This is a genomic window from Endozoicomonas sp. ONNA1, from assembly GCF_024606325.1.
Classification (GTDB): domain Bacteria; phylum Pseudomonadota; class Gammaproteobacteria; order Pseudomonadales; family Endozoicomonadaceae; genus Endozoicomonas_A.
Genome location: NZ_JAHHPN010000455.1, coordinates 1 through 13525 on the forward strand (window position 1 = coordinate 1; position 13525 = coordinate 13525).

Sequence of the window (13525 nt, forward strand, 5' to 3'; positions counted from 1 at the left end):
GCCCTATGGCCAGTCAGTTCAGTTACGAAGAAATTGATTGGGCCAATATGGCTGCACCGCCCTCTATGGAAACCGGCCATTTCTTTGGTACCGACCATCTGGGCCGGGACCTTTTTGTACGCACCCTTGAAGGCGGACGAATCTCTTTTATGGTAGGCGCACTGGGGGCCCTGGTAGCCGTAATCATCGGAACCATCTACGGTGCCATGGCGGGCTTTTTGGGCGGCCGTGTTGATAACCTGATGATGCGGGCGCTGGAAATTCTTCAGTCTTTCCCGTTTATGTTCCTTGTTATCCTGATGATCACCTTCTTCGGACGCTCCATATTGCTGATCTTTATCGCCATAGGGGCCGTCTCATGGCTCGATATGGCGCGTATCGTCAGGGGTCAGACCCTGAGCCTGAAGAGCAAAGAGTTTGTCGAAGCAGCCATCATCAGTGGCGCCAATTCCAGCCAGATTATTTTCCGTCACCTGATTCCGAACCTGCTCGGTATTGTGGTGGTTTACGCTTCCCTGTTGGTACCCGGCATGATTCTGTTTGAATCCTTCCTGAGCTTCCTGGGGCTGGGTGTTCAGGAGCCCATGACCAGCTGGGGCGCATTGGTCAACGAGGGCGCCATCTCTATGGAAGTGGCAATCTGGCAGCTGGCCTTCCCGACTGCTTTTTTGGTGATTACCCTGTTTTGTTTTAACTTTATTGGCGACGGGCTCCGCGATGCCCTGGACCCGAAGGATCGTTGATATGCAACTATTAGATGTCGATAACCTGCGGGTTAAATTTACGACACCCGACGGAGATGTCACGGCCGTAAACAATATGACCTTTTCTCTGAACGCCGGTGAAACACTGGGTCTGGTAGGGGAGTCGGGGTCAGGTAAAAGTCAGACCGCTTTTGCCCTCATGGGACTGCTGGCCAAAAACGGTATTATTGAGGGTTCTGCCAAATTTGAAGGCCAGGATATTCTGTCTCTGAGTGAAGCTGAGCTGAACCGTATCCGTGCCCAAAAGATCTCCATGATCTTCCAGGATCCCATGACCTCGCTGAACCCTTACATGAAAGTAGGGCCTCAGCTGATGGAAGTTCTCCAGCTGCACAAAGGCATGAGTAAAAAAGAAGCCTTTGAAGAATCCGTAAAGATGCTGGATGCGGTAAAAATGCCCGAAGCTCGCAAGCGTATGAATATGTATCCCCATGAGTTTTCAGGGGGTATGCGCCAACGGGTTATGATTGCCATGGCGTTGCTGTGTCGTCCCAAACTGTTGATTGCTGACGAGCCAACCACCGCTCTGGACGTCACCGTTCAGGCCCAGATCATGGAACTGTTGAATGAGCTGAAGACCGAATTCAACACCGCCATCATTATGATTACTCACGACCTTGGAGTTGTAGCTGGCATCTGTGACAAGGTGCTGGTGATGTACGCTGGTCGCACCATGGAATATGGCACCACTAACGAGGTCTTCTACGATCCTCGTCATCCATACTCCCGAGGTCTGCTGGGTGCGATTCCCCGACTGGATACAGAGGGTGAGACTCTGCCGACGATTCCGGGTAATCCTCCGAACCTGCTGAGCCTGCCACAGGGCTGTCCTTTCCAGGAGCGTTGCCCTCATGTCATCCCACGTTGCCAGCAGGAGGCCCCCCCTCTGGAGAACTTTGGTGACGGTCGCCAGAAAGCCTGTTTCTGGACACCCGATACCCCCGTTAATACTTCCGGCAGGGAGGTGGCAGCATGAGCCTTCAGCGCAACAAAGATAGCTTTCAGCGCAAAAATAGCCTTCAGCCTATTTTGAAAGTTCGGGATGTAAAGGTTCACTTCCCGATTCATAAAGCCAAAAACTGGCCCTGGGAGAAATCCCCGGTTCTGAAAGCCGTTGATGGTGTCAGTTTTGATCTCTTCGAAGGAGAAACTCTCGGCGTCGTGGGTGAGTCTGGTTGCGGCAAATCAACACTGGCCCGCTCGATCATTGGTCTGGTGAAAGCTACAGAGGGTGAAATCCTTTGGCAGGAAAGCAATATTGCCGGGCTACCAGAAAAAGCCATGAGAGAGATCCGCAAAGATATCCAGATGATCTTTCAGGATCCTCTGGCGTCACTGAACCCGAGAATGACCGTAGGCGATATCATTGCCGAACCTCTGCGCAACTATTATCCGGAACTCTCGAAAGATGACATTCTTTCTCAGGTTCGTGAAATGATGGCCAAGGTAGGTCTTCTGCCAAACGTGATTAACCGTTATCCCCATGAGTTCTCTGGTGGTCAGTGCCAACGGATTGGTATTGCCCGGGCACTGATTCTCAAGCCGAAGCTGGTGATCTGTGATGAGCCGGTGAGTGCTCTGGACGTTTCCATTCAGGCGCAGGTAGTTAACCTGCTGAAAGAGCTTCAGAAACAAATGGGTCTGTCCCTGATCTTTATTGCTCACGACCTGAGCGTAGTGAAACACATCAGTGACCGGGTCTTGGTGATGTATTTGGGTAATGAAGTGGAAACCGCCAAAGCTGAACCCATGTATGATACTCCGCGTCATCCTTATACCAAAGCTCTGCTGTCAGCGGTGCCTATCCCTGATCCGGAAATGGAAAAAAAGAAGGAGATTGAACTGCTGGAGGGCGACCTGCCATCGCCTATCAATCCGCCCAGCGGCTGTGTCTTCAGAACCCGTTGCCCGATAGCAGGGGCCAGCTGCGCTGAGCATCGTCCAAGGCTGATGGATTTAGGTAGCCAGCATTTTGCGGCCTGTCCCAAGGCCTGATTGACTGCTCACCTGTCCAAGGGCAGGTGAGTCATCTTGCCGTTCAACTAACCTTCCGGCAACCAATTCTCTGTCATGATTTGTTCAAAATCCCAGGGACAGGTTTCAGGAAAACTCCTCTCATTCAGTCTCTGATGCGGCTGGACATAATCATTCATGGCTTGAATAGCCAGTTTCTTGCCACTGGCGAAAGCGTCGCCAAATACCTCACAGACTTTGTGATTCAGGTGGGAACGGTCCTGTAGCAGAATGACCAGCTGTTCCCTCTGTTCCCGGATGGCGCCTTTCCAGCTTCGGCAGCTATAAGGCTCTGGAAGCAACGGATTAATGACCTGAGTCTGGTACTGGTATTTGAGCAAGTGCAGCAAGAGAGTCGTTAGCCTGGATCGAAGGGTGTTTCGATCATTGCCCGTATCATCAAACTCCTCAATGACTCTCTCCAGATCAAGTTGATCAAAGCGCCGGTTGATCAAGTGATCTTTCTGTTGCTCTTTCCAGCGGTAAAAGTCAGTTTCGTACAGGTTTTCCATAAGCTACCTCCATTGCTCTTCCACTTTAGGCAAAAACAAAAAAGGGAGCAAAGGCGAACTAAAGATTCATGATGATACAGAGCATATTTTTGACCAAATTGGATTTTGGATACGACTATTATGGATTTTTGGTGTGACTATTATGAATTTCAATCACTCAGTCATATTGCGTATCGGCTGGGTAAGTCAGTAAGGACAAGACTCCCCGACCTGATCCTCCCAGACAAAACAAACAATTGACCGGCACAGTGATTAGCTTATCCGAGAAGGGTAGGGTAACGACTTAATCGAAGAAGAAACGGGGGATTTTCACGGTAACAAACAGAACATAGTACGTGACACGCGTCCAATTTCAAATTGATAATCCGCTCCGATTGTGGCAACCCGGAGAAACATCGTGGACGTAAAGAAAACCGTCATCTTTGCTGTATTCGCTGGTCTGGCCTGCACTCATGCTTCTTCCAACGGCGATTATGTCTGTGGCGATGATACATTGGAGTACCTGACCTTCAAGTTAGAGAACCATACCAGTGAAGACATGCTACTGGATATGGGGCATCCCAAGTATGGCATCATCGAAGGCGGCAGAACACGTTATACTGTGTTCTCTCAAGGATCTATCACGCTACACGGATGTAACGGCTCGATCCTTGCCGGATTTGAGACCTATGTGCATCTGTACGGAGAACAATACCGTCAAATGTTTGACTGGCATATAAACATGCCTCTCTTTAAAACCGACAACAGCATTAGCTTCAATCGCTATGAACCCAAGCATACCTGTGATGTGACCTACTCCTATGAAGGTCACGGTTCCCTGAAAATGCAGGCGCATCAAAGCTTTCCTGGCGATATGGCCTCAATAGTGGTGGCCTGTCACGATTGATGGCACCTGAATTGGATTACCAACACAGCTCCACGATGTGCACCCCCTGAGGGATAATGATTAAATCTGCCTCAGGGGTTGTCATCCTGACATTTCAAGGGTTTAATTCGCGCGTTCTAACAGCCTTGAGCTTGATCAAGGGTCGAGTCCCTCGCCAGAGTGAGGCACCTCTATAATGGTTCCAATTCACTGCTGGTCCTGAATTTCCAGACTCTCTACTGCTGTCCCGACAACTGGCTGGTTGGACCTTCCCGTTATTGAAGGTCGGTTTTAAAAGGAAAGGCATCATGCTAAAAGACAACACATACCTTGAGACCCTCTATGATGGCTACGGCCAGAGCTTTTCCGTCGATGAGATGCTGTTCGAACAGAAAACCGAACACCAGCATCTGGTCATATTCAACAACAAGATGTTTGGTCGCATGATGGCGCTGGATGGTGTTATCCAGACTACAGAGAAAGATGAGTTCATCTATCACGAAATGATGACTCATGTGCCGATCCTGACTCACGGAAACGCCCGGCGAGTACTGATCATCGGTGGTGGTGACGGTGGTATCCTGCGTGAAGTGCTAAAGCACAAAAACGTTGAGCACGTCACCATGGTTGAAATTGATGGCGCTGTGGTCGACATGTGCAAAAAGTGGCTGCCCAACCACTCCGCTGGCGCCTACGAAGACCCACGAGCCCACCTGGTGATTGACGACGGCATCAATTTTGTCAGTGACCGTGAAAAAACACCCGACGGCAGCTTTGACGTCATCATTTCTGACTGCACAGATCCCATTGGTCCTGGTGAAGTGCTGTTCTCTTCAGAGTTCTATGCTGGCTGCAAACGTCTGCTGAAAGAAGGCGGCATCTTTGTCGCTCAGAACGGCGTCTGCTTCATGCAACTGGAAGAAGTAGAAACCACCACCCGTCGTCTGGGCCATTATATGGATGACTGCTACTTCTACAGTGCTGCTGTACCCACTTATGCAGGCGGTATCATGACCTTTGCCTGGGGTTCCGACAATCCTGAAGCCCGTCATGTTTCTCTGGAAACAGTCACTGAACGTTTTGAAGCCTGCGGTGTCGAAACACGTTATTACACTCCCGCTATCCACAAGGCAGCTTTTGCTCTGCCCGGATACGTAGAAAAGGCGATACAGAAGGTCAATGACTAACCCAGCGATGCCCGACTTTCCGGAAAGCACGATCAGCAGCCATGAGCCACTGACTACAGACAGCGAATGGAGCGTGGAAGCGTCACGCTCCACCTACAATGCCCGCTATTGGAGTCAGGGATACTTCGATATTAACGATGACGGCGAGGTCGTCTATCTGCCCAGGGGCAGACCGGCTGTCAGTCTCAATAATATTGCTGCTCAACTGGTTCGCAAAGGGGCGTCATTGCCCATTCTGGTACGTTTTCCGGAGATTCTCCATGATCGGGTTAACACTCTGTGTGACGCCTTTAACCAGGCCATTGGCGAATACGGCTATCGAAATGATTACCTGGCGGTTTATCCCATCAAGGTGAATCAGCAGCGGGCCGTGGTCGAGGAGATTCTGGAAAGCCAGGCCTCCAGACAGGATCGTCAACTGGGTCTTGAGTGTGGCAGTAAACCTGAGTTGTTGGCAGTACTGGCCATGGCGAACCGTGCCAGCTCTGTCATTGTTTGCAATGGCTACAAAGACAGAGAATACATTCGTCTGGCGCTGATCGGTGAAAAGCTGGGGCATCAGGTGTATATCGTTCTGGAAAAAATCACCGAGCTGGAAATGGTTCTGAAAGAGGCCAAAGAACTGGGTGTCCCCCCCAGGCTGGGTCTTCGTGTTCGCCTTGCTTCTCAAGGCAAGGGAAAATGGCAGGCCAGTGGTGGCGAGAAATCCAAGTTTGGTCTGTCTGCCAGCCAGGTACTGAATGTCATCAAGCGGCTAAAAGACAGTGACAACATGGATTCTTTGCAGCTGCTGCACTTCCATCTGGGTTCCCAGATGTCGAATATTCGTGATATCCGCAAGGGGATCAGCGAGTGTGCAAGAGTTTATGCGGAACTGTATCGCCTGGGTGCCCCGATCCATTGTCTGGATGTGGGTGGCGGCCTGGCTGTGGACTACGAAGGTACCCGAAGCCAGAGCAACTGTTCCATGAACTACAGCCTTCAGGAATATGCGAACAATATCGTTTATACCCTGGGCGATCTTTGCGCTGAACAGGCCATTCCTGTGCCAAGGATTATATCGGAGTCGGGTAGAAATCTGACGGCGCACCATGCCGTCCTGATCACCGACGTAGTGGGTGTCGAAAGCTACGAGCCGGAAGAGCCTGTGGCACCGGGCAAAGAAGCCCCGCAACTTCTCCACAATATGTGGGGCTCCTGGAAAGATCTGGTGAAAGGTGTTGAGCAACGGGCACTGGTTGAATTGTTCCACGATACTCAGAGTGACCTTTCTGAGGTTCATACCCAATTCGGAATAGGCCTGCTGGATCTGGAACAGAGAGCCTGGGCAGAAAGTATTAATTTAAGAATCTGTTATGAGCTGTCCAAACGGCTGTCTCATAAAAATCGTTCGCACAGACCTCTGATTGATGAGCTGAGTGAAAAACTGGCTGACAAATTCTACGTCAACTTTTCACTGTTTCAATCGTTGCCCGATGCCTGGGGTATTGATCAGGTATTCCCGGTGCTGCCACTTTCCGGACTGAACCGCCCGCCCGAAAAGCGTGCCGTTATGCTCGATATTACCTGTGACTCCGACGGCACCATTGACCAGTACGTTGACGGTCAGGGTATAGAAACCACTCTGCCTGTCCCTGAGTGGCATTCGGACAAGCCTTACATGATTGGTATTTTCCTGGTTGGTGCCTATCAGGAAATTCTTGGTGACATGCACAATTTATTTGGCGACACCGACACAGTATCCGTTCGTGTCACAGACCTTGGATTAATTGAGATGTTTGATTTCCAGGCTGGGGACACCGTAGAAGATGTTCTTAAATACGTGAATCTGAAACCGGAAAGCTTCCTGCATACCTATCAGAAACTGGTGGAAGAATATCTGCCAGAATCCAGCCGGACCTCTGTGCTGGAAGAGCTGGAAGCAGGCCTAAAGGGCTACACCTACCTTGAACACCTGGGAGGAGTTGAGCTGTGATGTTCTTCGAAGGCTCTGAAAAAAAAGTAGAAGTCATTACAGCGGCCGAGGCGGGCTCGCTGCGTGAGCTGGGCAAAGACTTCTGGTCTGATATGGTGGCCAAGGCTCAGGCGGACATTCTGACGACCCTGAGTAATGACTATTGCGACGCTTATCTGCTGTCAGAATCGAGTCTGTTTGTTTGGGAAGACCGCTTCCTGATGTTGACCTGTGGAACCACGACTCTGGCCGATGCATTCCTTTATTTTCTGGAACACATCGCTGATGAACACATTCTGTTTGCCAGTTTCCAACGCAAAAATGAGTACCAGTCGCATCTGCAGAAAACGTCTTTCGAGAAAGACATTAACCGGATTCAGTCTGAGCTGGAGGGTAGTGCCTTCCGTATCGGCAGTCTGGACAGTCACCACAACTACATCTTCCATCTGAATCGTCCCTATCATCCCCATGCGGATGATCAGACCAGCGAATTACTGATGTATCATATCAAAGGTGCAGCTGCTCACTATCTTCGTAGTGAAGGACAAACGATTGAAGGCATCCGGCAATTGCTCAGACTGGATGAAATCCTGCCAGATTTTGATCTGAGTGACTGGTTGTTTGAACCCTTTGGCTACTCTCTCAACGCCATCAAGGATGATCGTTACGCCACTTTCCATATCACACCTCAGGAAGACAGCTCCTATGTCAGCTTTGAAACCAACCTGAATATGGAAGACACCGCTATTCTGGAAAAGCTACTGGAAGCCCTGCGCCCCGGGAGCTGGGATCTGATTGGCTTTAATGCACCGGCGCCCTTGCGGGAAAATGGCGAGTTCAGCTGTCTGACAGAGTGCCGTCTGCCTCTGCAGTGTGGCTATGAAATGAGCTTTAATCATTACCAGCACAAAGAGCAGCGCTCATTACAGGCGGTGGAACTGACGGGATAAAATCATGACTACGTCGATAAAAAAGGAAGACCACTCCCTTTACGCTAACGCCTTTGGCTTTCTGCGACAGCCGTTGGATTTCAATCCTGTTCAGTCGGGAGCTGACCTGATCATTACCGGCATTCCTTTTGATCTGGCGACTACAGGACGCAGCGGTGCTCGCTTTGGTCCCGAGGCCATTCGCAAGGCATCGGTAAACCTATCCTGGGAGGGCAAGCGCTGGCCCTGGTTCTTCAACCTGAAAGACTATCTGTCCATTGCTGACTGTGGTGACCTGGTCTTTGAATGCGGTAACGCCCAAGATATGAGCGATACCCTGTTTCAGCATGCCGACCAGCTATTGTCTGCTGGCAAACGTATGCTGTCGTTTGGAGGCGATCACTTTATTACCCTGCCTTTGCTGAGAGCTCACGCCAAATATCATGGTCCTTTGGCATTGGTCCACTTTGATGCTCATACCGACGACTATAACCAGGGTGGCAAGTTCGACCACGGAACCATGTTTTATCATGCTCAGGTTGAAGGGTTGATTGATGCCTCGGCTTCAACCCAGATTGGTATTCGAACCACTTACGATCACAAGAACACCCGTTTCAATGTTCTGGATGCCAGCTACGTTAACGGTGCACCAGTGGCAGAGATAATCGAAAAAATACGCGAAAAAGCAGGTGATCGTCTTGTTTACCTGACCTTTGATATCGACTGTCTGGACCCGGCCTATGCTCCGGGAACCGGAACACCGGTTTGTGGCGGCCTGAGCTCGGACCGGGCTTTGCAACTGCTCAGAGGTCTTCAGGGACTGGATATTGTGGGCATGGACGTGGTTGAAGTTGCACCAGCTTATGATCACGCCGATATTACCGCTCTGGCGGGTGCTACGATTGCTCTTGAGATGCTTTATCTACAGGCAGCCCGATCAGAAGCCACCTGACAACCCTTCAGCTCAGACAAGCTGCCCGTTAGTAGCCTGTCTGGCGGGAAGTTGTCCTACCACTCTGATCACATCAAGCTTATCCGAACATGAGAGCAGGGCGGGGTGTGAGCCCGGCTCTCCTTCCGGTATGGGTTGTCCTACCTTCTGATAAAAGTCTACCCAATAAGGCAATATTTCTCCGGTTTCCAGATCACGGAACCCCATGGGGGTTTCTGGAAATACCGGTTCTCCCTCGTTAGCAGACCTGAACGCTTCCAAAACAAGAGCGCTACAGTACCAGGCTCGTTCACTGATATCGGATCGAGCATGACCCTGCGGAGAAAAGTCCCTATTGTAAGGAATGTGCAACTGCTGATCAGCAAAGGCCAACGCTTTATTAACTAAAGGAAGCCATGGTGACTTGAGACGAGCCACCAGAATGCATGGTCGTCCCAGTCCATCGCACACCGATTTATCCATAAATTGAGTCAGGGTTATTGTCTGAACCTTTGGCATCACCGCTTCAACCAACTCCCCGCTCTCAGTCGCAATGGCCACATGATTCAGGGCCATGCCGTTATAACCAGCAAACAGTCTACTGATGACCCACTCCAGCTCTCCTCCCTTGCGAAGTTGAAACAGAAGGTCGCCTTTTTGCAGTTCTGGAATGGGCATGGAATTTGGCTGCTCAGTCATTTACCAAAATCCTCATCGTTGAAAATAGCGATCTAAAATTTGCTTTCTGATAAGATTTAATTGATGTTCTAATTCTGTATATAGAGATGGCAGAAATAATGACATATCTTGTTTCCCCAGCAATAGTTTTGTTGAATCATCTATAGACAGTCGGATCTGATCAATTTCTAAATTTCGCTCAACGTTATGTATAGATACTCTGACTTGTAATACTCCACCGACAATTACTTTTTCACTTAATATTTGAACCTTAACAGGGTTGTTCCAAACAAGCTGGTTGGTTTTCGAATCAAATTCATAATCTCCATCACTTGTCTTAGTAAGAATAATTTTTCGATCTAGAAACGTTATTTGATTTGGTATTGAGTTTGCTATATAGCCCTGAATCCCAGAGATTATTTCTGGAGAGCGACTTTCTAATTGAGCAAAGAGGCTTTCTAGTTCCTCCTCAATCATTTCTTTAGCCTCACCGTATACGCAAATTTTAGGGCCAAGGAGTTTTCCAAGGGGTTTTATAATCGGTTTTGTATCAAATGTGTAATGGTAATTATTAACCTTCCCTGTGTTACAAAAATGATTCAGACTTACTTCAGTCCTCAGGGTCATATCGAATTCTGTATGCTCTTGCCATATCTTCCTTTCACGAATAAATTTTGGAATTAATTTTAAAGAAATTATAGGTCTTATATATATGCGGCAAAACACATGATATGGGATCTCAAAATAGATACGATCATTTAACGAATCCACCTTAACTTTTATCTCATTAGTTTTTGTTATGCGTAATTTATGTTCTTTATTTCTCTCAAAGAGAAAGGGCTCGGTTTTAGATTTTTCATTTACCATTTCCTGTATATAGCCCGCTACAGATTTATCAATACAATCCCGTTCCTCAGGGGTTAGCTCCCTTTTGGTATAGTAAGAATATGCTCTGTGAGCGTTTACACCTCCGATTATAAATCCTATACCTGCACCTACAAGCGCTGCGGAGCCACACCCATCCAGCTTGTCGTTTCCCCTGAGCCAATTAGTGCTGAATCGACTTATCGCAGAGGTAGCACCGCCCGCTACAGATCCGCTTAAACTTCCAGCAATAACTTTCATAGGTTTGGATCTTGCCATTTCTTCATCACAAGCATTAATTACGCGAGCCGTTGCTTGGGATGATATCCCTCTTAATATATTCCCGACACCTCCGGCTGTACCACCTGAAAAAGCTCCAATAACAGCATTTCTTGCTGTTTCTTTAGTAAAAAAGGTACCGTTTTCTCGATTAATTACAGCTTTAGTTGCACTTTCGGCAAGATTTGAGCTAAATCCACCAACCGCTCCTGCAAGAACGTCATCCACTACTAAAAAGCCTGTGGTTGCGGCATTGCCTAGGGTTGCTCCGCTGGTTATTGAACCAGTAAATTTACCTAATACCTTCAATGCTCCGGAAGTACACAAACCAGCTACTGCTCCACTTATTCCTCCTATGAAGCTTTGTTTGATATACTCTCCTGGATCGCAGTCTCTTGCTTTACAGCTATATATTGAGCCTTGTATCCCTGAGCTAATCAATGCTCCTCCTACAGCCGCTTCCAGCTCACCCGTACGCAATGTAAGTGTTACTCCAGCCGCAACTTGAATGCCTCCTAAAGCAACCCCTATAGTCGTTCCGATAGGCCCTCCACCCCTTAATCTTGGATGAACATATACCTTATAACTTCCGTCGTTTAATCTGTGGAGGTCTACCCATGTTCCTTTACAAAATCCTCGCAAATGGCAGATCTCATTCTGGATTTCCTTTGGAATGTTTACAATGTCGTATGGGGGAATAAAAATCGTTTTCCCATCCTCCGACATAACCCAGGCTTCCAACCCATTTTGCCCGAGCATAAGAGCAACTTGCATGCCTTTAACCGTCCAGCTATTGATCAAGCCATTAGAGGTGTATGGCTCAGGTAAGCTAAATCGACTTCTTTCTTCATGGCCAGACTGCTTCTTTGTATTTTCTGGAAGTGAATCTGCCTGCTGATCTTCAATACCATTAGCTTGTGCACCTGCATCGGGGCCAACACTGCTTTTACCACCTCTTGCTACTTGCAATAACTGATCACTAACGCCGCTCGCCTCTGGTGCTTGCAGCATGTATTCATTAATGATTTCTTCAGAAGCTGTGCCCTCCGGTTCCAATCTCACTATCTCCTGTTTTTCGTTCAATAGCTTCAACTCAAAATCAAGATCGAATTCATCAGTCTGCTCAATCACTGCTGCAATCCGTTCAACGATAATGGCAGCCTGTATATCCTTTTCATGGTCTTCAATGCCTTCGGACATATCTAACAGGTGTTCTATAAACTCCGCCTGTCCGTTGAGCAGGGGCTTCAACCACCGTATGACTTGTTGTGTACTTCCCAGGTTTTTGAGGAGTTGATTGAATTGCGTTGGAGTGAGACGCAAAGAACTAACCTGGTTCCCATTGATATTTACACGCAGCCTTCTGTCGGACTCACCACTCCAGGTTCCAAACAGCCAGTGCATAGGGTTGTCACCTGTCAACTCTGTCAGCCAGCCCCAGTCCAGTCTGAGTATGGGACCTATGCTGATCTCCCAGTCGGTATTGCTTTGCAGTGCCATCCAGTGTGGTTTCCAATGCTGGTTATTGTCATCGCCGGGCCAAAAAATACCACCACCGTCACCACTCTCCGTTCTGTCAAATTTCGATCCTGCCTGAAGTCCTGTTATGTTCAGCCCTTTTCCCTTTTTATTTGGTTCATTTTCCGTCGTTTTTTTATCTTCCTTCTGGCTTCTGGCGGTTGCCAGAGCGAGTATGGGTTGAGTGGAGAGTATGAATTGACCAACGTCATAGCTGTATTTATTTAAGAGTGTTTCTGAGCATCGGTAGGGTCTTATCAGGGTGATATCCAGCTGCCAGCTTTTGGTGGTTAAATAAAAAATACTGCCCGAAGTTGAAGGGTCAAACTCCTCAGAGAGACTTATGATGTCAGCGTTATTTTTAGACTGGATATGTGCTGCGCAGATCACCAGTTGCTCAAAAGGCTGAATGGTGAGAGTCAGCTCAACGCTTCCTGAATATCCTGACTCTGGAGAAGGTTGGATGTAGAAACGGGACTTTATCTGATCTTCAAGTGTTGTCATTGATGGCGGTTGCCATTCGAGTAAGTGAGGGTGCGGGAGTGTTGACTCTGGTGTGTTTTCTTTTGAATCCATTGCTTGTGACTGATGTGGATGCGAACTACTCTGTTGACCAGCAACTCCATCCCATGCCTGCACGAGACCAGCAATCCAAAATAGAATCAATAAATGTAAGTATGCTCGTTTAAGGAATAACGACAATTTGAGGTTATTTTGTTTCCTCGCCGTCAAAACTTGAGGGGCCATGGAAATTTGCCATCAACAAGATGTGATTAAGCGGTGGGTGAAGAAAAAGCCCTTTGCACCAGTGACGAAGCGTAAAATCCAGCTGAGAAAGGGGTTGTTAAACCACGCACGATGCGCAGAGAATTATAGCAGAGTAGGGGTAGCTTCATTTTTTTGCTATGGAATAACAGCTGAATACGTTTTTGGTTTTTTTTCATTGCAGCCTTGATTAATGCCTACCGGCCAGAACCCCTAGCAGCCTGTCGGACTTAAGGCTGTCCTACTGCGGTTGCAATAAATTGGTC

11 protein-coding genes are annotated in these 13525 nt (G+C 48.4%); 8 read left to right on the forward strand and 3 right to left on the reverse strand.

The window, feature by feature from the left end; translation table 11 throughout:
- The 3 genes from KDK19_RS10415 to oppF all read left to right on the forward strand — a co-directional run.
- Positions 1-743: ABC transporter permease subunit (locus KDK19_RS10415; protein WP_257291894.1), on the forward strand; the 743-nt coding region annotated here is incomplete at its 5' end.
- Between the two features lies 1 nt (position 744).
- Positions 745-1740 carry an ABC transporter ATP-binding protein gene (locus KDK19_RS10420; RefSeq protein WP_257291895.1) on the forward strand — a complete coding sequence of 332 codons (996 nt, stop codon included), beginning with the start codon at positions 745-747 and terminating at the stop codon, positions 1738-1740.
- The gene (oppF, locus tag KDK19_RS10425) at positions 1737-2759 is read left to right on the forward strand and encodes a murein tripeptide/oligopeptide ABC transporter ATP binding protein OppF (RefSeq protein WP_257281610.1); all 1023 of its coding nucleotides are present in this window, start codon (positions 1737-1739) and stop codon (positions 2757-2759) included. The genes KDK19_RS10420 and oppF overlap by 4 nt, the downstream gene beginning before the upstream one ends.
- 47 nt (positions 2760-2806) lie before the next feature.
- Here oppF and KDK19_RS10430 read toward each other — a convergent pair whose 3' ends face one another.
- Entirely contained in the window at positions 2807-3289 is a 483-nt protein-coding gene (locus KDK19_RS10430) for a DUF29 domain-containing protein (protein ID WP_257281609.1), read from the reverse strand.
- 397 nt (positions 3290-3686) lie between these two features.
- On the opposite strand from KDK19_RS10430, the gene KDK19_RS10435 reads away from it, so the two are divergent.
- The 5 genes from KDK19_RS10435 to speB all read left to right on the forward strand — a co-directional run bounded on the left by KDK19_RS10435 (position 3687) and on the right by speB (position 9176).
- Positions 3687-4175, forward strand: a complete 489-nt coding sequence (locus tag KDK19_RS10435; protein ID WP_257281608.1) for a hypothetical protein — start codon at positions 3687-3689, stop codon at positions 4173-4175.
- A gap of 287 nt (positions 4176-4462) precedes the next feature.
- On the forward strand, positions 4463-5341 hold the full coding sequence (gene speE / locus KDK19_RS10440; protein ID WP_257281607.1) for a polyamine aminopropyltransferase: 879 nt from the start codon (positions 4463-4465) through the stop codon (positions 5339-5341).
- Positions 5334-7316 (forward strand): biosynthetic arginine decarboxylase, encoded by a 1983-nt coding sequence (gene speA / locus KDK19_RS10445; RefSeq protein WP_257281606.1) that lies wholly within the window; start codon positions 5334-5336, stop codon positions 7314-7316. The genes speE and speA overlap by 8 nt, the downstream gene beginning before the upstream one ends.
- The gene (locus tag KDK19_RS10450; RefSeq protein ID WP_257253405.1) at positions 7316-8245 is read left to right on the forward strand and encodes an S-adenosylmethionine decarboxylase proenzyme; all 930 of its coding nucleotides are present in this window, start codon (positions 7316-7318) and stop codon (positions 8243-8245) included. Before speA ends, KDK19_RS10450 begins: the two co-directional genes overlap by 1 nt.
- Before the next feature lie 4 nt (positions 8246-8249).
- Complete coding sequence (gene speB, locus KDK19_RS10455) at positions 8250-9176, forward strand: agmatinase (RefSeq protein ID WP_257253402.1); 927 nt, start codon at positions 8250-8252, stop codon at positions 9174-9176.
- 12 nt (positions 9177-9188) lie between these two features.
- On the opposite strand, the gene KDK19_RS10460 is transcribed toward speB, so the two are convergent.
- Both KDK19_RS10460 and KDK19_RS10465 read right to left on the reverse strand, forming a co-directional pair.
- Positions 9189-9854 carry a YiiX/YebB-like N1pC/P60 family cysteine hydrolase gene (locus KDK19_RS10460; protein WP_257253401.1) on the reverse strand — a complete coding sequence of 222 codons (666 nt, stop codon included), beginning with the start codon at positions 9852-9854 and terminating at the stop codon, positions 9189-9191.
- 12 nt (positions 9855-9866) lie between these two features.
- Complete coding sequence (locus KDK19_RS10465; protein ID WP_257253400.1) at positions 9867-13241, reverse strand: hypothetical protein; 3375 nt, start codon at positions 13239-13241, stop codon at positions 9867-9869.
- Positions 13242-13525: the final 284 nt, after the last annotated feature.

Excerpts from the sequence above, each read along its gene's own strand:
- oppF (WP_257281610.1), top strand. The coding sequence starts at position 1,737 with ATGAGCCTTCAGCGCAACAAAGATAGCTTTCAGCGCAAAAATAGCCTT.
- KDK19_RS10420 (WP_257291895.1), top strand. The coding sequence starts at position 745 with ATGCAACTATTAGATGTCGATAACCTGCGGGTTAAATTTACGACACCC.
- KDK19_RS10465 (WP_257253400.1), bottom strand. The coding sequence starts at position 13,241 with ATGGCCCCTCAAGTTTTGACGGCGAGGAAACAAAATAACCTCAAATTG.
- KDK19_RS10460 (WP_257253401.1), bottom strand. The coding sequence starts at position 9,854 with ATGACTGAGCAGCCAAATTCCATGCCCATTCCAGAACTGCAAAAAGGC.
- KDK19_RS10430 (WP_257281609.1), bottom strand. The coding sequence starts at position 3,289 with ATGGAAAACCTGTACGAAACTGACTTTTACCGCTGGAAAGAGCAACAG.
- speA (WP_257281606.1), top strand. The coding sequence starts at position 5,334 with ATGACTAACCCAGCGATGCCCGACTTTCCGGAAAGCACGATCAGCAGC.
- KDK19_RS10450 (WP_257253405.1), top strand. The coding sequence starts at position 7,316 with ATGTTCTTCGAAGGCTCTGAAAAAAAAGTAGAAGTCATTACAGCGGCC.
- speB (WP_257253402.1), top strand. The coding sequence starts at position 8,250 with ATGACTACGTCGATAAAAAAGGAAGACCACTCCCTTTACGCTAACGCC.
- speE (WP_257281607.1), top strand. The coding sequence starts at position 4,463 with ATGCTAAAAGACAACACATACCTTGAGACCCTCTATGATGGCTACGGC.